At 71.4% G+C, this 22,052-nt stretch carries 21 protein-coding genes and 1 tRNA gene; 13 read left to right on the top strand and 9 right to left on the bottom strand.

Translation table 11 applies throughout. The features are described from left to right. Window positions 1-97: 97 nt before the first annotated feature. Both hemC and GGR24_RS12600 read left to right on the top strand, forming a co-directional pair. The gene (hemC, locus tag GGR24_RS12595; protein ID WP_183395731.1) at window positions 98-1,024 is read left to right on the top strand and encodes a hydroxymethylbilane synthase; all 927 of its coding nucleotides are present in this window, start codon (window positions 98-100) and stop codon (window positions 1,022-1,024) included. Window positions 1,025-1,031: 7 nt separating this feature from the next. Then, a complete protein-coding gene (locus GGR24_RS12600) occupies window positions 1,032-1,781 on the top strand; it encodes a uroporphyrinogen-III synthase (RefSeq protein WP_183395732.1) in 750 nt (249 codons plus the stop codon). On the opposite strand, the gene GGR24_RS12605 is transcribed toward GGR24_RS12600, so the two are convergent. Then, entirely contained in the window at window positions 1,778-2,584 is an 807-nt protein-coding gene (locus GGR24_RS12605) for a hypothetical protein (RefSeq protein WP_183395733.1), read from the bottom strand. The genes GGR24_RS12600 and GGR24_RS12605 overlap by 4 nt on opposite strands. Here GGR24_RS12605 and GGR24_RS12610 point away from each other — a divergent pair. The 4 genes from GGR24_RS12610 to GGR24_RS12625 all read left to right on the top strand — a co-directional run bounded on the left by GGR24_RS12610 (window position 2,550) and on the right by GGR24_RS12625 (window position 6,003). Beyond that, window positions 2,550-3,629 carry a COG4223 family protein gene (locus GGR24_RS12610; RefSeq protein ID WP_183395734.1) on the top strand — a complete coding sequence of 360 codons (1,080 nt, stop codon included), beginning with the start codon at window positions 2,550-2,552 and terminating at the stop codon, window positions 3,627-3,629. The two genes, GGR24_RS12605 and GGR24_RS12610, sit on opposite strands and share 35 nt — an antisense overlap. 12 nt (window positions 3,630-3,641) lie before the next feature. Then, window positions 3,642-5,270 carry a heme biosynthesis protein HemY gene (locus GGR24_RS12615; RefSeq protein WP_183395735.1) on the top strand — a complete coding sequence of 543 codons (1,629 nt, stop codon included), beginning with the start codon at window positions 3,642-3,644 and terminating at the stop codon, window positions 5,268-5,270. A gap of 66 nt (window positions 5,271-5,336) precedes the next feature. Then, window positions 5,337-5,412 (top strand) — tRNA-Thr (locus GGR24_RS12620). A gap of 114 nt (window positions 5,413-5,526) precedes the next feature. Beyond that, a complete protein-coding gene (locus GGR24_RS12625; protein ID WP_183395736.1) occupies window positions 5,527-6,003 on the top strand; it encodes a TerB family tellurite resistance protein in 477 nt (158 codons plus the stop codon). 264 nt (window positions 6,004-6,267) lie between these two features. On the opposite strand, the gene GGR24_RS12630 is transcribed toward GGR24_RS12625, so the two are convergent. Continuing rightward, window positions 6,268-6,957: a YggS family pyridoxal phosphate-dependent enzyme gene (locus tag GGR24_RS12630; protein WP_428978228.1), complete on the bottom strand. Its 690-nt coding sequence runs from the start codon at window positions 6,955-6,957 to the stop codon at window positions 6,268-6,270. 170 nt (window positions 6,958-7,127) lie between these two features. On the opposite strand from GGR24_RS12630, the gene leuS reads away from it, so the two are divergent. Together leuS and lptE are read left to right on the top strand one after the other, a co-directional pair. After that, window positions 7,128-9,746 (top strand): leucine--tRNA ligase, encoded by a 2,619-nt coding sequence (gene leuS / locus GGR24_RS12635; RefSeq protein WP_183395737.1) that lies wholly within the window; start codon window positions 7,128-7,130, stop codon window positions 9,744-9,746. Next, window positions 9,733-10,281, top strand: a complete 549-nt coding sequence (lptE, locus tag GGR24_RS12640) for an LPS assembly lipoprotein LptE (protein ID WP_183395738.1) — start codon at window positions 9,733-9,735, stop codon at window positions 10,279-10,281. Before leuS ends, lptE begins: the two co-directional genes overlap by 14 nt. A 43-nt stretch (window positions 10,282-10,324) precedes the next feature. Here lptE and ppa read toward each other — a convergent pair whose 3' ends face one another. Further along, window positions 10,325-10,864, bottom strand: a complete 540-nt coding sequence (ppa, locus tag GGR24_RS12645) for an inorganic diphosphatase (RefSeq protein WP_183395739.1) — start codon at window positions 10,862-10,864, stop codon at window positions 10,325-10,327. A gap of 73 nt (window positions 10,865-10,937) precedes the next feature. Here ppa and hrpB point away from each other — a divergent pair, with 73 nt between their 5' ends. After that, window positions 10,938-13,409 carry an ATP-dependent helicase HrpB gene (hrpB, locus tag GGR24_RS12650; RefSeq protein WP_183395740.1) on the top strand — a complete coding sequence of 824 codons (2,472 nt, stop codon included), beginning with the start codon at window positions 10,938-10,940 and terminating at the stop codon, window positions 13,407-13,409. A gap of 1 nt (window position 13,410) precedes the next feature. Here the strand turns inward: hrpB and GGR24_RS12655 are convergent, their stop codons facing one another. Further along, a complete protein-coding gene (locus GGR24_RS12655; protein ID WP_183395741.1) occupies window positions 13,411-14,346 on the bottom strand; it encodes an AEC family transporter in 936 nt (311 codons plus the stop codon). A gap of 218 nt (window positions 14,347-14,564) precedes the next feature. Between GGR24_RS12655 and GGR24_RS12660 the strand changes: the two genes are divergently transcribed. After that, complete coding sequence (locus tag GGR24_RS12660; protein ID WP_183395742.1) at window positions 14,565-15,668, top strand: response regulator; 1,104 nt, start codon at window positions 14,565-14,567, stop codon at window positions 15,666-15,668. Window positions 15,669-15,687: 19 nt separating this feature from the next. On the opposite strand, the gene GGR24_RS12665 is transcribed toward GGR24_RS12660, so the two are convergent. The 3 genes from GGR24_RS12665 to GGR24_RS12675 all read right to left on the bottom strand — a co-directional run bounded on the left by GGR24_RS12665 (window position 15,688) and on the right by GGR24_RS12675 (window position 18,578). Further along, a complete protein-coding gene (locus GGR24_RS12665) occupies window positions 15,688-17,658 on the bottom strand; it encodes a protein meaA (protein WP_183395743.1) in 1,971 nt (656 codons plus the stop codon). A 114-nt stretch (window positions 17,659-17,772) separates the two neighbouring features. Continuing rightward, a complete protein-coding gene (locus GGR24_RS12670) occupies window positions 17,773-18,114 on the bottom strand; it encodes a YkvA family protein (RefSeq protein ID WP_183395744.1) in 342 nt (113 codons plus the stop codon). A 50-nt stretch (window positions 18,115-18,164) separates the two neighbouring features. Continuing rightward, the gene (locus GGR24_RS12675) at window positions 18,165-18,578 is read right to left on the bottom strand and encodes a metallopeptidase family protein (protein ID WP_183395745.1); all 414 of its coding nucleotides are present in this window, start codon (window positions 18,576-18,578) and stop codon (window positions 18,165-18,167) included. A gap of 243 nt (window positions 18,579-18,821) precedes the next feature. Between GGR24_RS12675 and GGR24_RS12680 the strand changes: the two genes are divergently transcribed. The 3 genes from GGR24_RS12680 to GGR24_RS12690 all read left to right on the top strand — a co-directional run bounded on the left by GGR24_RS12680 (window position 18,822) and on the right by GGR24_RS12690 (window position 20,012). After that, window positions 18,822-19,139 carry a hypothetical protein gene (locus GGR24_RS12680; protein WP_183395746.1) on the top strand — a complete coding sequence of 106 codons (318 nt, stop codon included), beginning with the start codon at window positions 18,822-18,824 and terminating at the stop codon, window positions 19,137-19,139. A gap of 249 nt (window positions 19,140-19,388) precedes the next feature. Beyond that, window positions 19,389-19,646 (top strand): hypothetical protein, encoded by a 258-nt coding sequence (locus GGR24_RS12685; protein WP_183395747.1) that lies wholly within the window; start codon window positions 19,389-19,391, stop codon window positions 19,644-19,646. Window positions 19,647-19,727: 81 nt separating this feature from the next. Continuing rightward, window positions 19,728-20,012 carry a hypothetical protein gene (locus tag GGR24_RS12690; RefSeq protein ID WP_183395748.1) on the top strand — a complete coding sequence of 95 codons (285 nt, stop codon included), beginning with the start codon at window positions 19,728-19,730 and terminating at the stop codon, window positions 20,010-20,012. Between the two features lie 3 nt (window positions 20,013-20,015). Here GGR24_RS12690 and GGR24_RS12695 read toward each other — a convergent pair whose 3' ends face one another. Then, a complete protein-coding gene (locus GGR24_RS12695; RefSeq protein WP_183395749.1) occupies window positions 20,016-20,474 on the bottom strand; it encodes a GNAT family N-acetyltransferase in 459 nt (152 codons plus the stop codon). A 57-nt stretch (window positions 20,475-20,531) separates the two neighbouring features. Next, window positions 20,532-21,941, bottom strand: coding sequence for a 3-isopropylmalate dehydratase large subunit (gene leuC, locus GGR24_RS12700; RefSeq protein WP_183395750.1), 1,410 nt, complete (start codon window positions 21,939-21,941; stop codon window positions 20,532-20,534). Window positions 21,942-22,052 lie beyond the last annotated feature (111 nt).

Genomic DNA, 22,052 nt, shown 5'->3' on the forward strand with positions numbered 1-22,052 from the left:
GGAAGGGACAGCGGGAGACATAGCGGGAGACGAAGGATCGCGCTACCAAGCCCCCGGCCGCGCCCATCGGGCGCCCGCAATGGAGCTTCTCTAGGGCATGAGCCAGACGTTTCGCATCGGCACCCGCGGCAGTCCGCTCGCGCTGTGGCAGGCGCATCGCGTGCGGGACGGGCTGATCGAGGCCTGGGGGCTCGCGCCGGACGCCGTCGAGATCGTCGTGATCCGCACCACCGGAGACGCGATCCAGGACCGGCCGCTCAGCGAAGCCGGCGGCAAGGGCCTGTTCGTCAAGGAGATCGACGAGGCGCTGCTCGACGGGCGCGTCGATCTCTCCGTGCATTCCGCGAAGGATCTCCCGACCGCGCTCGCCGAGGGAACGGAACTGGCGGCCACGCTGCCCCGCGCGGACGTTCGCGACGTGCTGATCGGCGGCTCGGCCCCCACGCTCGACGCCCTTCGTGAGGGCGCCGTGGTGGGCACGGCGTCGCTGCGTCGCGGGGCGCTGGTTCGCCGACGGCGGCCGGACCTGAAGGTGGTGACGTTCCGGGGCAACGTGCACAGCCGTCTGGAGAAGCTCGCCAGCGGCGAGGTCGACGCGACGCTGCTGGCGCTCGCCGGCCTCACGCGCCTGGGGCTCGAGCGGCACGCGACCGAGATCATGGACGCGGAGACGTTTCCGCCGGCGCTCGGCCAAGGCGCGATCGCGGTCACGGCGCGCGCCGGGGACGCAGCCACGCGCGAGGCGCTCGCGAAGCTCGACTGTCCGGCGACCGCCGCCGCGCTGATCTGCGAGCGCGCATTCCTCACGGTTCTGGACGGCTCGTGCCGAACCCCGATCGCCGGGCTGGCCCGGGTGAACGGGGACACTCTGTCGTTCCGCGGGATGGTGCTGTCCGTCGACGGCGCGCGCGCCGTGGAGGCGACGCGCGAAGGCGCCGCGTCCGACGCGGCGGCGCTCGGCGCGGCGGCGGGCGAGGACGTCAGGTCGCGCGCTCCCGCCGATCTGCTGGCCGCGTTCGGCTGACGCGGCCGTGAACGTCCTCGTGCTCAGGCCGGAACGCGCCGCCGTCCGCACAGCCAGCGCGCTCGGGCGGCTCGGCCACACGCCAATCGTCGCGCCTGTCCTGACGATCGAGGAAATCCCCTCCGCGATCCCCGGGACGGATTATCACGCGGTTCTCGCCACCAGCGCCAACGGCGTGCGGAAGCTCGCCCGGAGGCCGGAGATCGACGCCCTGTCGCGGCTTCCGCTGGTCGCGGTCGGCGACCGCACCGCGGAGGCGGGGCGGGAGGCCGGATTCGAGATCGTGCACGTCGCGGACGGCGACGGCCGCTCCCTGGTGGTCGAGACCCGCAGGGTGTTTCCCGAGCCGTCGCGCTTCCTGCACGCCGCGGGCGCCGACCGGGCGTTCGACGTCGCCGGCGCCCTCGCGGAGCATGGGCATGACGTCACCGTGATCGAGCTCTACCGCGCCGTGGCCGCGACCACGCTGCCCGCCGCCGCCGCGTCGGCGTTGGCCGCCGGGGCTGTCGACGTCGTGCTGCATCATTCGCGGCGAATCGCCGAAACCTTCCTGACGCTGTCGGCGGCGGCCGGCTTCGCCGAACAGGTCCGCGCGCTGGGCCATGCGGCTCTGTCGGAACGCGTCGCCGGGGCGGTCCGGCTCGCGGGCTGCGAGCGGGTGGCGGTCGCGGCCCAGCTCGATGAGCCCGCGCTGCTGCGGGCGCTCGAGACGTTTGCGGCCGGAGCCTCGCCTTCCGGGGGCGGCCGGTCTAATTAGGACAGCGGGTCGTCGGCCGGCGGCCCCTTCTCGCATCGCAAGGAACGGCCAATGGCGGACCCGAAGGGACCTGGGAGCGGACAGAGCGGCAGGAGCGGGCCGGGAGCTCGGCCGAAGCCCCAGACGCTCAACCTCTCGGCCACCGATCTGACGCCGAAGCCGAAGCCCGCCGCGTCATCCGGCTCATCCACGTCCGAGGCGGCCAAGACCGCCGCGCCCAAGCCGGCCGCCGAGGCGCCGAAGCCCGCCGCCGAGCCGGCCAAGCCTGTCGCTGCGCCCGCCGGGCCGGCGGCCGCGAAGCCCGCCGCCGCGTCCCCGAGCCCGGCCTCATCCCCGAGTTCGCCCGCGAGCCCGACGAGCGCGGCCGGGAAGCCGGCCGCGAATCCCGCGACCGCGGCGGGCGTCGCCGCAAAGCCGGCCGCGGGCGCCGCGGCTTCGCCGGCCGCTGACGCCAAGACCGCTTCGCCCTCCGGCCCCGCCCCGGCCAGCGCGCCTTCTGGTTCGCCGCAGTCCGCCGCGGGCAAGCCGGCGACGGCGTCGAGCTCCCCCTCGGGGTCAGCAGCGGGCGCGCCCTCGGGATCGCAGGGCGCCTCCCCGTCGGGACCGTCGGTCGCCGCGAAGGGCGCCGCTGCGTCCGGACCATCCTCGCCCCGGTTCGGGAGCTCGGCGCCCGGCCGGCCCGCGAGCGCTCCGCCGGCCGCGACCCGCTCACGCGGGATGGGCGTGCTGGGCGTGATCTTCGCGATGCTCGGCGGAGCGGCGCTCGCGGTGGCGACGATCGCGCTGTTCGGCCGTGACCTCATCCCTGCCGTCCAGCCCGACGACGCGCGTGTCGCCGCCGCGGAAAGCAAGCTCGACGCCCTTGGCGGCGAGGTCGCGGCGCTGCGTGACCGCGCCGGCCAGAGCGCCCCGCCGGCGGGCGACGCCGGCGCGACGGACGAGAGGCTCGCCGAGGTCGGCAAGACGATCGAGGCGACCAACGCCCGGGCCGAGGCGCTGGAGAAGCAGGTCGCCGAGCTGACGGCCAAGGTCGAATCGTCGCCGCAGGGCGGCGACCAGTCCGCCGTCGCCGCGCTCGCCAGCCGCCTCGAAGCGGTCGAGCAGCGCGGCTCGGCCGTGGACGCCGTCGCGGGGCTCGACAAGCGCGTCACCGACCTCGACGGGCGGATCTCTGATCTCGACGGACGGGTCGCCGCGCTCGGCGGCCGCCTCGACAAGCTCGCGACCGCAGAGCAGCTCGAAGCCTTGACCGCGAAGGTGCCGGAGACGGTCGCGGAGGCGGTGAAGCCTCTCGACGGACGCGTGGCTTCGGTGGAAGGCGCCCTCAAGGCGCGGCCGGCGGGCGATCCCGCGGCCCGCAGCGTGGTGGCGCTCGGCGCGCTCGAGCAGGCGCTCGACGCCGGGCGGCCTTTCGCGGCGGAGCTCGAGGCGGTGAAGACCTCGACGTCGAACGGCGAGCTCACGGCGCTTGACGCGTTCGCGGCCTCCGGGGTTCCGACCCGGCAGGCTCTGGCGAAGGAACTGTCCGGGATCATGGCCCAGCTTCCCGCGGAGAAGCCCGCCGAATCGGCTTCGCTGTTCGACAAGTTCGTCGCGAGCGCGGGGTCGGTCGTGAAGGTGACCCCGAAGGACGCCGGCTCCGCGACCGAGAACCCGCGCGCGCGGGTAGCGGCGCTTGCGGCGGCCGGCGATGTCGAACAGGCCCTGGCGGCGCGGCAGGGTCTCGATCAGGAGGCGCAGGCGGCGACCGCTGGCTGGGCCGAGAAGGCGACGGCGCGCATCGCCGCCGAGAAGGCCGTGGAGGGGGCGCGCGCGGCCGCGCTCGCCCGCCTGTCGGCGACCGAGTAAGGGCGGAAGATCATGGTTCGCGTTCTGCTCTATCTCGCCCTCGTCGGACTGTTCGCCCTCGGAGCGATCTGGGTCGCCGATCGTCCGGGCGATCTGATGATCGACTGGCAGGGCTATCGCATCGAGACCAGCGTCGCGGCGGCCGTCGCCTTCGTGGCGGCGGTGGCCTGCGCGGCGGTCGTGCTCTGGAACGTCATGCGCTGGATCCTCGCGGGGCCGGAGGCGTTCGCGCTGTTCCGGCGGAACCGGAGGCGCGCCAAGGGCTATGACGCGATCACGCGCGGCGTCGTGGCGGTCGGAACCGGCGACGCTCGCCGCGCCGGGCGCGAGGCCAACGAAGCCCGCCGGCTGCTCGGCAAGGAGCCGCTGACGCTGGTCCTCGCCGCGCAGGCGGCCCAGCTCTCCGGCGACCGTCCGGGCGCGGAGGCCGCCTTCCGCGCCATGACCGACCAGCCCGAGACCCGCTCGCTCGGCCTTCGCGGCCTGTATGTGGAGGCGGAGCGCAGGGGCGACCTGGTCGCCGCCAGGGCGATCGCCGAGGACGCCGCCCGCCAGTCGCCCGAGACTCCCTGGGCCGGCCAGGCGCTGTTCGACTTCCAGTGCGCCGAACGGGACTGGGCCGGCGCGCTTGCGACGCTCGAGCGGCTGAGCGCGAACAAGCTGGTCGACAAGACCGAGACGCGCCGCCGGCGCGCGGTGCTGCTGACCGCGCAGGCGATGGATTCGTCCGGCGACGTGCCGCTCGCCATCCGGCGGGCGCGCGAGGCGCACGGGCTCGCGCCGGACTTCACGCCCGCCGCGGCGCTCGCCGCCCGGTTGCTCGCCGAGCAGGGCGAGGTCCGCAAGGCGATGAAGATCGTCGAAACCACCTGGGCGAAGGCGACCCATCCGGATCTCGCCGAGGTCTATGTCCACGTCCGCACAGGCAACTCGGCCCGCGACAAGCTCAAGCGCGCCAGGGCGCTCGCGGAACGCTCCGGCGACGATCCCGAGGGTCTGATCGCGGTGGCGCGGGCGGCGCTCGCGGCCCGCGAGTTCGAGACGGCGAGCGAGGCCGTCGGCAAGCTGCTCTCGGTCCGCCCCACCGCGCGAGCCTGCATGCTGATGGCGGAGCTCGAGGACGTGAAGAACGGCGACGCCGGCCGCGCCCGCGAATGGCTCGGCCGCGCGCTTCGTGCGCCGCGCGATCCTGCGTGGGTCGCCGACGGGGTCGCCAGCGAGACCTGGGCGCCGATCTCCCCGGTCACCGGCCGGCTCGACGCCTTCGTGTGGAGGACGCCTGTCGAGGAGGCCCGGCCGAAGCTCGCCGCGGACGCCTGGCTGGACGAGCCGCCGCCTCCTCCCCCGCCGCCGCCTGCGACGATCGCGCCTGCCGCCGAGCCCCTGCCGCGCTCGATGCCCGTGCTGATCGACGCCGCCGCGGAGCCGCCGCCGCAGGCCAAGAACGAGCCCAAGCAGGTCGCGCCGGCCTCGACGGTCGTCGTGGCTCCGGACGGGGCGAAGGGCCGCGGCGCACGGCCGACGCAGGCGGTGTTTCCGCTTGCGCGCGCGCCGGATGATCCAGGTCCGAACGGAGCGGAAACCGGCGACGCCGCGAATAATGGCGGTTTTCCAGCCTCCCGGCCGACCTACGGCGTCTGACGGGATGCAGCCAAGGCGGTTCTCGCCTTGCATTGCGGGCGGCGTTTCGCTAGAGGGAGCGCCGTCGCCGCAATAGCTCAGCTGGTAGAGCACGTCATTCGTAATGACGGGGTCGGGGGTTCGAGTCCCTCTTGCGGCACCACGCCCTCGGCCGATGCGTGTTTTGCGGCCGACCTCACCTACATTGGTCATACGGTCCGGCGCGGCGCGCAAAGCGTCGACGCGTCCCACAGCGGCTGAGCCGCCGGAGGTCCCCGTGCTCGAGAATCTCCGCAGGTTTCTTCACGATCTGGCGGGCGTGCCGGAGGCCGACCATTTCGCGGTCGACGATTACCGCGTGGCCGCGGCGGCCCTGCTGATCAATCTGAGCGGCGTCGACGGCGTCGTGACGGACGCCGAGCGCGACGCGCTCCACGCGAGCCTGAAGTCCCATTTGGGGCTCGACGAGGCCGAGACGGCCGAGCTCATCGCTGCCGCCGGAAGCCGCGAGGCCGAGGCCGTCGACCTCTACGCGTTCACGAGCGTGCTCAGGCGCTCGCTGGACGCCGCAGGCCGCGCGCAGATCGTCGAGATGATGTGGGAGATCGTGTTCGCTGACGGCGCGGTGCACGAGATCGAGGACAACATCGTCTGGCGGGCCGCCGATCTCCTCGGCGTGTCGTCCAGAGAACGGATCGAGCTGAAGCGCCGCATAGCGGCCGGAGCGCGGCCGCTGAACGCCGAGCACGGCTGACGCCCCGAAGCGGGACAGCCCCTCTCGCAAAACGCGACGACATTCGCAAAACGCGACGCCTTCTGGGACGCCGTCGCCGACGTCTCCCCAGATGTGGCGGCTGATGGCTTCGCGCCGTCTATATCTTGCGGCAGTGACCCTCCATTAGGGTTGGCAAGCGGTTTGCGACGGTCCCCGCAGCCGGATCTGGTTCATGCGTACCGGCATCTGTTCGGGCGGGAGAGGGCGTTTCAGACCCCGGCGACCCTCTCCCGCGCCGATCAGTCAGGGCTTCGGCCGGGCGCCGAAGATCGCGCTGCCGACCCGGACATGCGTCGCCCCGAGGGCGACCGCCTCCGCGAAATCCGAGCTCATCCCCATCGACAGGCCCTTGAGCCCGTTTCGTCGCGCGAGCTTGTCCAGCAACGCGAAATGCGGCGCCGGCGCCTCGTCGACCGGAGGGATGCACATCAGCCCCTCGAACGTCAGTCCGTGCTCGTCCCGGCACGAGGCCAGGAAGGCGTCGACCTCCCGCGGGGGCACGCCGGCCTTCTGGGGCTCCTCGCCGGTGTTGACCTGAACGAACAGGCGCGGCCTGCGGCCCTGCGCCCGCATCGCGCTGGCCAGCGCCTGCGCGATCTTCGGCCGGTCGACGGTGTGGATGACGTCGAACAGGGCCACCGCCTCGTCCGCCTTGTTGGACTGCAGCGGGCCGATCAGATGGAGCTCGACGTCGGGGTAGCGCTCACGGAGGCCCGGCCACTTGGCCTTAGCCTCCTGCACGCGGTTCTCGCCGAACGCGCGGTGGCCGGCCGCGAGGGCCGGCTCGATGTCGTCCGCCGGGAAGGTCTTCGACACGGCGACCAGCGTGACCTCGCCCTCCGCGCGGCCGGCGCTGCGCTCGGCGCGGCGAATGGCCTTCAGCGTCGCCGCCAGGCGGGACGGAACGTCGTCGGTCGGCTCTGTGGTGCTCACGCGCGGCTCATCTCCATGTCGAGGGTGGCGCATAAGCCGCAACGCGGCGGCGCTCAAGCGCGCAGGACCCTCTTCGGTTGACCGTTTCAATCGTTCGCGCCAAGGTCCGGCCGCTTCGCGACCGGCGATCGCCGCGGCGCGCTCACCCTTCAGGATGCCTGGCGTAACCTATGACGACGGAGCGCTACAACGCGCGCGAGGCCGAGCCCCGGTGGCAGGCCCGGTGGGACGAGCGAAAGCTCTTCCAGACCAATGAGGCCGACGGCCGGCCGACCTACTACGTGCTCGAGATGTTCCCTTATCCGTCCGGGCGCATCCATATGGGGCACGTCCGCAATTACGCGATGGGCGACGTGGTCGCGCGCTACAAGCGCGCCAAGGGCTTCGACGTCCTCCATCCGATGGGCTGGGACGCGTTCGGCCTGCCGGCCGAGAACGCCGCCATCGAGCGGAAGGTCCACCCCAAGGCGTGGACCTACGAGAACATCGCGACCATGCGAAACCAGCTCAAGTCGATCGGGCTGTCGCTCGACTGGAGCCGCGAGATCGCGACCTGCGATCCGGACTATTACGCGCAGCAGCAGCGGCTGTTCCTGGATTTCCTGAAGGCCGGCCTCGCCTACCGGCGGAAGTCCAAGGTCAACTGGGATCCGGTCGACAACACCGTGCTGGCCAATGAGCAGGTGATCGACGGCCGCGGCTGGCGTTCGGGCGCGCTCGTCGAGCAGCGCGAACTGACGCAGTGGTTCCTCAAGATCACGGCTTTCTCCGAGGAGCTGCTGAGCGCGCTCGACGGCCTGCCGCGCTGGCCGGAGAAGGTCCGGACCATGCAGAAGAACTGGATCGGCCGCTCGGAAGGGATGCTGGTCCGATGGGCGCTCGCAAACGCCCATGGCGACGGCGCGCTGAAGGAAGTCGAGGTCTATACGACCCGGCCGGACACGCTGTTCGGGGCGAGCTTCATCGCGGTCTCGGCCGACCACCCGCTCGCCGCGGCCTGCGCCGCCTGTGACCCGAAGCTTAACGCCTTCGTGGAGGAGTGCCGGCGCGCCGGGACGAGCCTCGCGGCGCTCGAGACGGCGGAGAAGAAGGGCTACGACACCGGCCTTCGCGCCTCCCATCCGCTCGACCCGAGTTGGGAGCTGCCGGTCTACGTCGCCAATTTCGTGCTCATGGACTACGGCACGGGCGCGATCTTCGGCTGCCCGGCGCACGACCAGCGCGACTATGATTTCGCCCGGGCTTACGGGCTTCCGATCAAGCCGGTCGTCGCTCCCCCGGGCGCCGACGCCGAGGCCCTGATCGCGGACGCCGCCTATGACGGCGACGGCGTGCTGGTGAACTCGCGCTTCCTCGATGGTCTCGACGTCGCCGCCGCCAAGGAGGAGGTCGCTCGCAGGCTCGAGGCGGCGACGCTCGGCAACCGTCCGGTCGGGGAGCGGAAGGTCAACTGGCGCCTGCGCGACTGGGGAATCTCCCGGCAGCGCTACTGGGGCTGCCCGATCCCGATCATCCATTGCGAGGCCTGCGGGCCGCAGCCGGTCCCGGACGACCAGCTCCCGGTCCTGCTGCCGGAGGACGTCAGCTTCGATCAGCCGGGCAATCCGCTCGACCGCAACGAGGCGTGGCGCAACGTCTCCTGCCCGGCCTGCGGCGGTCCCGCACGGCGCGAGACCGACACCATGGACACCTTCGTGGACTCGTCCTGGTATTACGCGCGGTTCACGGCCCCGCGGGCCGCGACCCCGACCGAGCGGGCGGTCGCGGACCGCTGGCTTCCCGTCGACCAGTATATCGGCGGCGTCGAGCACGCGATCCTGCACCTGCTCTATTCCCGCTTCTTCACGCGCGCGATGAAGATGACCGGACATCTCGGCATCGACGAGCCGTTCGCCGGCCTGTTCACGCAAGGGATGGTCGTCCACGAGACCTATCGGGACGCGTCCGGGCAGTGGGTCGCGCCGTCCGAGATCGCGATCAGCGAGGCCGAAGGACAGCGCCGCGCAGCGCGCCTCTCGAACGGCGATCCGATCGAGATCGGGCCGATCGAGAAGATGTCGAAGTCGAAGAAGAACACCGTCGACCCCAACGATATCATCGAGACCTACGGGGCCGACACCGCGCGCTGGTTCATGCTGTCCGACAGCCCGCCCGAGCGCGACGTGATCTGGACCGAGGCGGGCGTCGAAGGCGCCAGCCGCTTCGTCCAGCGCGTGTGGCGCCTCGTGAACGAGGCGGCGGAGCGCGGGGCGCCCGCCGGCGCCGCCGCGCCGGAGCAGATCGGGGCGCCGGCGGAGGCGCTGCGGCGCACGGCGCACGGCGCGCTCGCCCGCGTCGGCGAGAGCATCGAGCGCTTCCATTTCAACCGCTGCGTCGCCGCCGCCAACGAACTCGCGAACGCGCTCGGGCAGGCGCTCCAGGCCGCGCGCGAGCCGGACGCCGACATCCGCTTCGCGCTGCGCGAGGCGGCCGAGATCCTGGTGCGGATGATCGCGCCCTTCACGCCGCATCTGGCGGAGGAGTGCTGGGCGGCGCTCGGACATGAGACGCTGGTCGCCGAGGAGGCGTGGCCGGAGGCCGACCCGGCGCTGCTCGCCTCCGACTCCGTGACCCTGCCGGTGCAGGTGAACGGCAAGAAGCGCGACGAGATCGTGGTTGCGCGCGACGCGGACGCCGCGACGATCGAAAAAATGGTACGAGAACTCGATGTCGTTCTGAAGGCGGTCGGCGACAAGCCGATCCGCAAGGTCATCGTCGTGCCGCAGAGGATCGTGAATGTCGTCGCTTGATCCGCGCTTCGTCCGGCTTGGCCTGGCTTTCGGCCTGGCGCTTCTGGTCGCCGGCTGCTTCCGCCCCGTCTACGGCGACATGTCCACGCCTGGAGTCCTGGCCAAGGACGGCGGGGGCGGCGACGTCGCCGCGGCGCTCAAGACCGTCGAGGTCAAGCCCATCGAGGGCCGGGTCGGCGGCAAGATGCGCAACGAGCTCATCTTCATGCTCAGGGGCGGCGCCGGCCCGGGCGCGGTCGCCTACCGGCTCGAGGTGAGGAGCATCAACGAGATCGGCCAGTCGGCGGTGGTCGATCCGCTGACCGACGTGCAGGAGACGCGGACGATCTCGCTGGCGGTGCAGTACGTGCTGACGCGCGCCGGGTCGATCGACCCGCTGTTCACCGGCAACGCGCTCGCGACCGCGACCTATTTCGCCGGCCTGCAGCGCTTCGCGAACGTCCGCGCCGAGCGCGACGCCGAGGATCGCGCCGCGACCCAGATCGCCGAGCGCATCCGCGCCCGGCTGGTGAGCTACTTCGCGACCGGAAGGTGAGCGCGCCCGCGGCCCTGGCCCCCGTGGGGGCCGGCCGCCTGCCTTAGTCCGCCTTGGCGGCTTTCGCGCGCTCGATCGCTTCGATGATCATGCGCTCGGCCTCGTCGACGCCGCCCCAGCCCAGCGCCTTCACCCACTTGTCGCCTTCGAGGTCTTTGTAGTGCTCGAAGAAGTGCGTGATCTGGTCGAGCGTGATGCCGGGCAGCTGATCGTAGCTGGTGATCTGCTCGTAGCGCCGCGTGAGGTGGGCCGACGGCACCGCGATGATCTTCTCGTCGAGGCCCTTCTCGTCCTCCATCTTGAAGACGCCCACCGGACGGCAGCTCATCACCGCGCCGGGCGCGATCGCGCGCGTGTTGGCGACGAGCACGTCGATGGGATCGCCGTCTTCGGACAGCGTGTGGGGAATGAAGCCGTAATTCCCCGGATAGCGCATGGAGGTGTAGAGGAAGCGGTCGACGAACAGCGTCCCTGCGGCCTTGTCGAGCTCGTACTTGATGGGCTCGCCGCCGATCGGCACCTCGACGATGACGTTCACGTCCTTCGGAGGGTTGGCGCCGATCGGAATGGCTTCGATACGCATGGACGTCCTCATTTGGCGGTCGTGCGCCTCTGTAGCGGAGCGATGCGGCCGCGAGCAACAGCTAGAAGCCGCGATGGCTGAGTCCGGGGCCGATTCTCTGCCGATCGACGAGGCTTTGCCGCGTCTGATGGCGGCGCTCGAGCGCGGCGACGCGGTGCTGGTCGCGCCGCCCGGCGCGGGCAAGACCACGCGGGTCCCGCTGGCGCTGCTCGACGCGCCCTGGCGCGGAGATGGCCGCATCCTGCTGCTCGAGCCGCGCCGGATCGCGGCGCGCGCGGCGGCCGAGCGCATGGCGCGCACCCTCGGCGAGCGCGTGGGCGAGACCGTCGGGCTGCGCGTCAGGCTCGGCTCCAAGGTGGGACCGAAGACGCGAATCGAGGTGGTCACCGAGGGCGTGTTCGCGCGCCGGATCATCGCCGATCCGGAGCTCGCCGGGGTCGCGGCCGTGCTGTTCGACGAGTTCCACGAGCGGTCGCTCGACGCGGATCTCGGCCTCGCCCTCGCGCGCGACGCAAAGGAGGGGCTGCGGCCGGATCTCCGGTTGCTGGTGATGTCCGCTACGCTCGACGGCGCGCGCGTGGCCCGCCTGCTCGGGCGCGCGGAGACGATTGAAAGCCTCGGCCGCTCCTATCCGGTCGAGACGCGTCACCTGCCGCGCCCGGCGCGGGTCCGGGTCGAGGACGCCATGGCGGCGGCCGTTCGCCGCGCGCTCGGCGAGGAGCGCGGCGGCGTCCTGGCGTTCCTGCCGGGGCGGGCCGAGATCCGGCGCACGGCCGAGCGGCTCGCCGATCTCGGGCCGGAGGTGGAGATCGCCGAGCTGCATGGCGGGCTCGACCCGAACGCGCAGGACCGCGCCATCGCTCCAGCCTCCGCCGGACGGCGCAAGGTGGCGCTCGCGACCTCGATCGCCGAGACCTCGCTCACCATCGAAGGCGTTCGCATCGTCATCGACTCAGGCCTTTCGCGCGAGCCGCGGCACGAGCCGGGCCTCGGACTGACGCGGCTCGAGACGGTGCGGGTCTCGCGCGCCGCAGCCGATCAGCGGCGGGGCCGCGCCGGCCGGACCGAGCCGGGCGTGTGCTACCGGCTGTGGGAGGAGGCCGCGACCGCGAGCCTGGACCCGTTCGCCCGGCCGGAAATCCTCGCGAGCGATCTGACGGGCTTTCTGCTCGATCTTGCCGCCTGGGGCGTCACCGATCCCGGCAAGCTCGCCTTCCTGGACGCGCCGCCGGCCGCCGCGGTCGCGGAAGGCCGAGCGACCCTGCGCGCGCTCCGCGCCCTCGACGACGACGGCCGGATCACGGAGCGCGGCCGGCGGCTGCGGGAGATCGCCCTGCCGCCGCGCCTCGCCGCCATGCTGGTCGACGCGGCGCCTGTGGGGGATGGCAAGCTCGCCTCGCTCATCGCCCTCCTGGCCGTCGAACGCGGCCTTGGCGGCGACAGCCCGGACGTGACCGAGCGGCTCGAGCGTTTCGCCCGGGAGCGCGGGCCGCGGGCCGAGGGCGCCCGGCGGCTCGCGGCCGGCTGGCTCTCCTCGGTCGGCGCCGGCGACGAACAGGCGGTCGAGGTCGCCCGCGCCGGGCTGGTGATCGCGCGCGCCTTTCCGGACCGGATCGCGAAGGCCCGCGGCGGCCGCCCCGGGGCCTTCCTGCTCGCGAATGGCCGCGGCGCGGCGGTCGATCCGGCTTCGCCGCTTTCGCGCGAGCCATACCTGGTCGCCCTCGACGTCACCGGCGTCGCGCAGGAAGGCCGGATCCTGCTCGCGGCGCCGCTGACGGAGCCCGACCTGCTGGAGGCGGCAGCCGATCGGATCGAGGAGCGTGAGGACATCGCCTTCGATCCGCAGGCGGCCGCGGTGCGCGGACGCGCCCGGCGCAGGCTCGGCGCCCTCACGCTTTCGGAGCGGCCGTTCGCGCCGCCGCCCGGGCCCGCGACGGCCGCGGCGCTTGCGGAGGGCGTCGCGGCGGCCGGGCTGCAGCGGCTGCCCTGGAGCCGCGGCGCGCGCGCGCTCGTCGCCCGCGTCGAGTTCCTGCGGCGGTCGCAGCCGCAGGCCGGCTGGCCCGATCTTTCGGACGCTGCGCTCTCCGCATCCGTCGGGGACTGGCTCGCGCCGTTCCTCGGAGACGCCGCGGCGCTGCGGGAGATCCCCGCCGAGACGGTCATGAACGCGATCGAGGCGCTCGTGCCGTACGACCTTCGCCGACGCCTCGATGCTGAAGCGCCGAGCCATTTCGACGCGCCGTCCGGCTCCCGTCTCCCGATCGACTACGATGCGGAGGAGGGGCCAGCGCTCGACGTCCGCGTGCAGGAGCTGTTCGGCCTTCAGCGACATCCCGCGATCGCCGGGGGGCGGGTCCCGCTCATGCTGCGCCTGCTGTCGCCTGCCCATCGGCCGATACAGGTGACCCGCGACCTGCCGGGCTTCTGGGCCGGATCCTGGAAGGAGGTCCGCGCCGAGATGCGCGGGCGATATCCCAAGCACGTCTGGCCGGAAGATCCGGCGGCGGCGGCGCCGACCAGCCGGGCCAAGCCTCGCGGCGCCTGAGCTAGGCCACGCCGAGCACGAGCAGCCAGACCGAGACCGACAGCACCGAGATCGCCGTCGACACCGCGATGGCCGCCGAGGCCGTGGTCTCGCCCACCTGATAGCGCGCCGCGATCAGATAGGCGTTGATGCCGCACGGCATGGCGGCGAACAGGACCGCGACCCCGGCCCAGACCGGGGGGACGTCCAGAACGTGGAACGCGAGCGCCCACACCAGCAGCGGGTGCAGCACGAGCTTGAGCGCCGAGATCGACCAGACGGCCTTGAGGTCGCTCAGGAAGCCGAAGCGCTTCAGCGCCAGCCCCATGGCGATCAGGGCGCACGGGCTGGCGGTCGCGGCGAGCTGGCCGATCACGGATCCGAAGGCGCCGGCCGGAACATAACCCTGGCGCTGGGCGACAAGGCCGGCGACGAGCGCCAGGATGATCGGGTGAGTGACGATCGTCCGCGCGAGCCGCTTCGCCATGGCGCCTGAGGAACCGCGCGGGCCAGCGGTCTCGATGAGCAGCGCCGCCGCGGTCATCATGATCGGCAGGTGGACCGCCAGCAGCAGGAACAGCGGCGTCGCGCCGGCTTCTCCGTAGACGTTGAGGATCAGCGGCACGCCGACCAGGACGGTGTTGGACTGGGCGGCCGCGAACCCGTGGACCGCGGCCTCGCGCCTGTCGCGTCCCAACCCCTTGATGGCGATCGCCATCGATATCATCCAGACCACCGCCACCCCGCCGAAATAGGCGATCCAGTAGCCCCATGGATTGGCGGCGGGCGATTGGCCTTCCGCAAGGGTGCGGAAAATGAGCGAGGGGATTGCGATCAGGAACACATAGTCCGACAGGCCGTCGCCGGCCCGGTCGCCGAGCAGGCCCAGCCGCCCGACAAGATAGCCGAGGCCGATGAGCCCGAACGTCGGGAGCACGATGGCGACGAGTTCTGACATGCCGGAATGGAGCCGGAGGCTGCGCGGGCGGGAGTTCGACCCCTAGGGACTGCGGGCGCGCAGGTCAACGCGGACCCGCCGCATGGGCTTGTCGCGAAGCTGGGGATCACGCGTGCACAACGCTGTTTTACGCGGTCGGCTTAGCCCATCGTTAAAGCCCTGTAAGCCACTGTCGCGGTCGAACCTTCCGTCCCCGCCACCGTCTCAGGAGCCGCCGCATGAGTGCGACCGCGAGCCTCGCCGACGCTGCTCCGGCCGTCGACGCGACGCACCGCATCGCGGTCGCGGCGCATGAGATCAGGACGCCGCTGGGGGGCATTCTGGCGCTGGCGGACCTGCTGCTGGCGGAGGATCTGACGGAGGCCGCGCGCGGGCACGCCGCGGCGCTGAAGACGGCGGCCGAGCACCTGCTCGGCGTCGCAACCACGCTTCTCGGCGCGCCGGAGCAGCCGAAGCCTGCGCCGGTGGAGATCGACGCCTTCCTGAGCCGGGTCGCGCCGCCGCTCGCCGCGAGGGCGACCGCGAAGGGCCTCGTGTTTCGCGCGCTGCGCGGGCCGGGCGTTCCGGACCGGGTGACGGCCGAGGAGGGCGCGCTCAGGCAGATCGTGGAGAACCTCGCCGACAATGCGCTCAGGGTCACGGATCGCGGATCGGTCGAGTTCGCGATCGAGCGCGTCGGCGGCGACGCCCGCTCGGTGACGCTGAAGCTCGCCGTGCGCGACACCGGTCCCGGCCTGGGAGGCTCGCCCGAAAGACTGTTCGAGCCCTATGCGCAGGGCGCGGCGGCCCCGGGCGCGGCCGGCCTTGGACTGGCGCTCGTTTCGGAGCTCGCGCACCGGATGGGCGGCCACGCCGAAGCCAACGACCGGTCCTCGGGAGGAGCCGAGGTGGCCGCGGTCGTGCGTCTCGAAGCGGCCGAGCCGGAGCCTCACGCCAGCCGGCCGCTGCGGATCCTGGTGGCGGAGGACAACGCGGTGAACCAGCGCGTCATCGGCACGCTGCTCGACCATTTCGGCCATCTGCACGACATCGTCGAGGACGGCGCCGCGGCCGTCGAGGCGGCAGCCGGCCAGGCCTACGACATCGTCCTGATGGACGCCGCCATGCCGCGGCTCGACGGTCTCGCGGCCGCGAGGGCGATCCGGGCCCTGCGGGGGCCGGCGGCGAAGGTGCGGATCATCGGCGTCACCGCGCGGGCCTTCGACAGCGAGATCAGGGCCTTCCTCGCGGCCGGCGCGGACGCCGTCGTCACCAAGCCGATCTCGGTGGCCGAGCTCTGGCGGGCGATCGCGATCGAGCCGGAGCGCCGCCAGGCGGGCTAGCCAGCCTGGGTCGGCGGGTTCAGGCCGCCTTTTCGCCGGCGCCTTCTGCGATTCTGACGATGTCGGCCATGATCGCGGTCAGGTCGAAGTTCTTCGGCGTGTAGACCGCGGCGACGCCCATCGCCTTCAGCTCCCGCTCGTCCTCCGGAGGAATGATCCCGCCGACGATCACCGGCACGTCGTCGAGGCCGTTGCGGCGCATGCGCTCCATGACCTCCCGGACGAGGGGAAGGTGGGAGCCGGAGAGGATCGAAAGCCCGACGACGTGGACGCCCTCCTCGAGCGCCGCGTTCACGATCTCCGCGGGCGTCAGCCGGATCCCCTCATAAACGACCTCGAACCCGCAATCGCGCGCCCGCACGGCGATCTGCTCGGCGCCGTTCGAATGGCCGTCGAGGCCGGGCTTGCCGACGAGCAGCTTCAGCCGCCTGCCGAGCGCGAGCGAGGCGGCCTCGACCGCCTTGCGCACCTCCACGATCTCGCCGCCGCCGCTGGACTCGCGGGCGGCGCGGCCGACGCCGGTCGGCGCCCGGTACTCGCCGAAGATCTCGCGCAGGGTCGCGCCCCACTCGCCGGTGGTGACGCCGGCCTTGGCGGCGGCGATCGAGGGCTCCATGACGTTGCGGTCCTCGCGGGCGGCGGCCGCCAGCTCGGCGAGCGCCTTCGCGACCGCGGCCTCGTCGCGCTGGGCCTTCCAGGCCTTCAGCCGCTCGATCGCCTCTGTGCCGACATGCTCGGGAACCACCTGGATCGAGTCGGAGCCGGTGGAGAGCGGAGAGGGCTCGGTCGACTGGAACTTGTTCACGCCCACCACGATCTGATCGCCGGACTCGATGGCCGCGAGGCGGCGCGCGTTGGACTCGACGAGGCGGCCCTTCATGTAGCCCGCCTGGACGGCCGCGATCGCGCCGCCCATGTCGTCGATGCGGGCGAGCTCCGCGCGCGCCTCCTCCTTCAGCTGCTCGACCTTGGCGTCCATCACCTTGGAGCCGGTGAAGATGTCCTCGTATTCGAGGATGTCGGTCTCGTAGGCGAGGATCTGCTGCGCGCGCAGCGACCACTGCTGGTCCCATGGCCGGGGCAGGCCGAGCGCCTCGTTCCAGGCCGGGAGCTGCACGGCCCGCGCGCGCGCGTCCTTCGAGAGGGTGACGGCGAGCGTCTGGATCAGGATGCGATAGACGTTGTTCTCGGGCTGCTGCTCGGTGAGGCCCAGCGAGTTCACCTGCACGCCGTAGCGGAAGCGGCGGGACTTGGCGTCGGTGACGCCGTAACGGTCGCGGGTGATCTCGTCCCACAGGTCGACGAAGGCCCTCATCTTGGCGATCTCGGTGATGAACTTCATCCCCGCGTTCACGAAGAACGAGATGCGCTGCACGGTCTGCCCGAACGCCTCCTCGCTCGGGTTGGTGGCCTTCACCTCGTCAAGGACGGCGATCGCGGTCGCGAGCGCGTAGGCGAGCTCCTGAACCGGCGTCGCTCCCGCCTCCTGCAGGTGGTAGGAGCAGACGTTCATCGGGTTCCACTTCGGCATCTCCTTCGTGGTGAAGAGGATGACGTCGCGGATCAGCCGGAGCGACGGCGCGGGCGGGAACACGTAGGTCCCGCGCGACAGATACTCCTTGATGATGTCGTTCTGGGTGGTGCCCTGCAGCGACGAGCGGTCCGCCCCCTGCTCCTCGGCCTGCGCGACGTAGAGCGACAGCAGCCAGGCCGCGGTCGCGTTGATGGTCATCGAGGTGTTCATCTGCTCGAGCGGAATGCCGTCGAACAGGGTGCGCATGTCGCCGAGATGCGAGACCGGAACGCCGACCTTGCCGACCTCCCCGCGCGACAGCACGTGGTCGGGATCGTAGCCGGTCTGCGTCGGGAGATCGAAGGCGACCGACAGACCGGTCTGACCCTTGGCCAGGTTCGACTTGTAGAGCTTGTTCGACTCGACCGGCGAGGAATGGCCGGCATAGGTCCGGAACAGCCAGGGTTTGTCGGGCATCTCGCGCTCCGCCTCGCACAGGGAGGCGTCAGCTCTGGCCGCGCCCCGCACAGTCTTTAGCGGACGTGTGCGGCGCCGCAATGAGCCGATCGTCGGACGGAGGCGGGGCCTCGCTCAGCCGAATTCCTTGTCCGCGAGCGTGCGCCGCGCCGCGTCGCGGTGGCGGTCGTTGAGATGGGTCCGGACCAGCGCCAGCGTCGCGGCGAGCACGCTGGCGTCGTCCGCGAACCCCATCAGGGGCACGAAGTCCGGCAGCGCGTCGAGCGGCAGCACAAAATAGGCGAGGGCGCCGATCAGCGTCGCCCGCACGTGGGTCGGCGTCTCGCGGTCGAAGGCGCAGTAATAGGCCGCGACCGCGTCCTCGGCGAACGGGATGCTGCGCGCGACGCGCTTCACCGTCGGCCAGAAGTCACGCTTTACGCGGGCCTCGTCGGAAGAGGCGCTGTCGGCGGCCATGTCGGGTCTCCTCGGCGGTCGCCTGAAGGTGGCGTCGCGCGGTCGGGCGATCAAGGCTCCGCGGTCGCGGCGGCCTCGATCGCCTCCATGTCCTCGTCCGACAGGCCGAAGTGATGGCCGATCTCATGGACCAGGACATGCGTGACGATCGCCCCGAGCTTCTCTTCGTGCTCGGCCCAATAGTCGAGGATCGGCCGCCGGTAGAGGTGGATGACGTTCGGCATCTGCCCGGTGCGGGGAACGGCTTCCGCATGCGCGAGGCCGACGCCGGTGAACAGGCCGAGAAGGTCGAACTCGCTCTCCGCGCCGAGCTCGGCCAGAACCTCCTCGGTGGGAAAATCGTCGACGCGGATCACCGCCGTCGCCGCAAGGGCCCTGAACGCCTCCGGAAGCCGGGCGAAACCCTCCTCTGCGAGGCGCTCGATATCGGCCAGATCGGGAGCCGGAAGGTCAGTCCAATCCAAGTGTTGTGCCCTGCGCCGTCGTGGAGGCCGGTATGGAACTCAATCCTATCCCGTCGCGTTATCGCGACAAGTCGTGCCTCCGCGCGCGGCCCGGGGGTCGACCTTACATGCAGGCGCGCCCAGTGCTTTGCCAATGAACGTCACGTGAACGCCGCCGTAACGGCGAGTTCATCCCTGCCAAGCCATAGATCAAGCCTGAGGTCGGCGTTTTTGGGCTCCGACCCGAGGGACAAGGAGACGTTGATGAGGACTGCTCTTCTCTCCGCCGCCGCGCTGGCCCTGGGCCTCGGCGCTTTCGCCGCCGCTCCCGCGAGCGCTGCGCCGATCGCCACGCACGCCACCATCGCCGCGCCGGCCGCGGTCAGCGACGTCGCCTGCCGCACGGTCCGCAAGACGGTCTGGCGCAACGGCGTCAAGCGCACCGTCACGAGCCGCGAGTGCGACCGGGCCAACCGCAGCTGGCGCCGCGATCGCGTCGTGGAGCGCCGTTATCGTCCGGGGCCGCGCCCGTACTACCGTCCGGCTCCGCCGCGTCCGGGCATCGGCATCTACGTTCGCTGACGCGAGCCGAGCCTGATCGACAAAGAGCCCGGCGCTTGCAGGCGCCGGGCTTTTTTTCGTCTGGCGTAGATCACCCGTAAACTATTAAGGCTGGTCCAGTATTCAGAAGCCCATTATAAGTCGATTTTTCGCCATCAACCTCTTCAAGGATGAAGATCAGGCGGCGGGCTGAGCCTCTTGCGGGGCCGGAGCCTCCGCCGGACGTGCGCTCCCGTCTGGAGAGCGCGCATCTCGTTGAGGGGAACTGCGATGAAAGCTCTCGCACTGGCGTTCTCGGCCGCCATTCTTTCGGCTGGCTTCGCGGCCGCGCCCGCGGCGGCCGGCGTCTACATCGAGTATGACGGGCCGCGTTACCACCATCGGCCGCCGGTCTATTACGCGCGTCCGGCGCGCGTCTACTACGCCCCGCGCCCGGCGCGACGCGTCTGCCGCGTCACCTATGTGCGGGAGTGGGGCCGGTTCGGCCCGCATAGCCGGCGCATCGAAACCTGCCGCGAGCGGTGGTGAGGCGAACAGCCACTTCTCAGGTCCGCGCCGCGCGCTAACTCCGAACCGGTCGGCGAGATCGCCCGGTTCGGAGGAATGACGATGAAGCGGTGGCAGGCGGGACTGGCGGCGGCGCTCGCGATCGGCGGGGCGTCGTCGGCGTTTGCGGCGGATCTCCCCTATGAGCGCTCCTATGGCGAGCGAGTCCTCCGGTCGCGGACGATCGTGACCGAAGAACGCGCGCTGGTCAGGCCGGTCAACTTCCGGCTCGACGTGCGGACCACGCCCTGGCTGCACTACGAGATGAGGCCGTCACTGATTTGCCGGCTCGCTTGGGAGCGCGGCAGGCGCGGCGATCGACCCGTGGAGGTGTGCCGGAGCTGGTGAGCCTCACCAGGCGACGGAGCGGTCGATCCTGATCACATAGTTCCGCCACGGCGCCCGCTCGGCGATGCGGTCGTAGAGCGCGGCCGCCGGGTTCGCCTCAGGGACCATCCACCGCAGGTGGACCCAATCTCGCGCCGCGCCCTCCTCGACAAGGCAGGCGACCAGGGCCTGGGCGACGCCCTTTCCGCGGCAGGCGGCGTCGACGAACAGGTCGTCCAGCTGACCGGCGCGCCTGCCAGAGATCGCCTCGGGCAGGTCGTAATAGAGCGCGAAGCCGACCAGCGCGCCGTCTAGCTCGGCGCCAGCGATACCCACCATCGGCTCGGCGATCAGCTTCGCCGCGTAGGCTTCGTCAGGAGCGCCGGGCTGGCTTGCGAGGAGAGCTCCCGAATAAGCCGCGATCAGAGGCGCCAGACGGGGCGCGTCGCTCGCCTGGAGCCGGGGGATGATGCGCAGGGACATGCTGTGCGCCGCAATCCGTCGGGAGCCCCGAAGACGAGGCTCCCGAGTTTCAGAGGGTCACCGCCACTCGCGGATGTCGACGAAACGGCCGGCGACAGCCGCCGCCGCCGCCATCGCGGGGGAGACCAGATGCGTACGGCCCCGGAACCCCTGACGGCCCTCGAAATTGCGGTTCGAGGTCGAGGCGCAGCGCTCTTCCGGCGCCAGCTTGTCCGGGTTCATCGCGAGGCACATCGAGCAGCCGGGCTCGCGCCAGTCGAAGCCGGCGGCCTTGAAGATCCGGTCGAGGCCTTCGGCCTCCGCCTGCTCCTTCACGAGCCCGGAGCCAGGGACGACCATGGCGTTGACGTTGCCGTTGACGGTCTTGCCCTCGATCATCTTGGCCGCCTGCCGCAGATCCTCGATCCGCCCGTTGGTGCAGGAGCCGATGAACACGCGATCGATCGCGATGTCGGTGATCTTCGCGCCCGGGGTCAGGCCCATATAGGCCAGCGCCCGCTGGATCGCGGCGCGCTTGCCCTCGTCGGCCGCCGCGTCCGGGTCCGGAACGACGCCCGTGACTGCGACCACGTCCTGCGGGCTGGTGCCCCAGGAGACGATCGGCGGCAGGTTCGCCCCGTCGAGCCGGACGATGCGGTCGAAATGCGCGCCGTCGTCGGTCCTCAGCGTGTCCCAGTAGCGGCGCGCCGCGTCCCAGGCTTCGCCCTTGGGCGCCATCGGCCGGTCCTTGAGGAAGGCGTAGGCCTTCTCGTCCGGCGCGATCATGCCCGCGCGGGCGCCGCCCTCGATGGACATGTTGCAGATCGTCATGCGGCCTTCCATCGACAGGTTCTCGATGACCTCGCCGGCGTATTCCATGACGTGGCCGGTGCCGCCCGCGGTGCCGATCTCGCCGATGATCGCGAGGATCACGTCCTTCGCGCCGACGCCCTCCGGCAACTTGCCGTCGACGACGATGCGCATGTTCTTCGCCTTCGTCTGGATCAGCGTCTGGGTCGCGAGCACATGCTCGACCTCGGACGTCCCGATGCCATGCGCGAGAGCGCCGAACGCGCCGTGGGTCGAGGTGTGGCTGTCGCCGCAGACGATCGTCGTGCCCGGGAGGGTGAAACCCTGCTCGGGGCCGACGACGTGCACGATGCCCTGCCGCTTGTCGAAGGCGTCGTAATACTGGACGCCGAACTCGCGGGTGTTCTCGGCCAGCGCGGCGATCTGCGCGGCGCTTTCCGGATCAGGGTTCGGAAGCGAGCGGTTCGACGTCGGCACGTTATGGTCGACGACGGCGAGCGTCTTGTGCGGTGCGCGGACCTTGCGGCCGGTGGCGCGCAGCCCTTCGAACGCCTGCGGGCTCGTCACCTCATGCACGAGGTGACGGTCGATGTAGAGCAGCACGGAGCCGTCAGGCTGACGGTCGACGACATGGTCGTCGAAAATCTTGTCGTACAGGGTCTTGGGGGCGGCGGACATTGAGCGCCTCTAGGTCGTTGGAGCGTGGAGAGGAGTGGGGCTGCGCCGGCGGCGCAGGACGTCAGCTCCCGAGTCGGCTCGTGATCGCCGACAGACGCGCGTGGAAGCGGG

The sequence above is a fragment of the Hansschlegelia beijingensis genome, from assembly GCF_014196425.1.
In the GTDB taxonomy this organism is placed as follows: domain Bacteria; phylum Pseudomonadota; class Alphaproteobacteria; order Rhizobiales; family Methylopilaceae; genus Methylopila; species Methylopila beijingensis.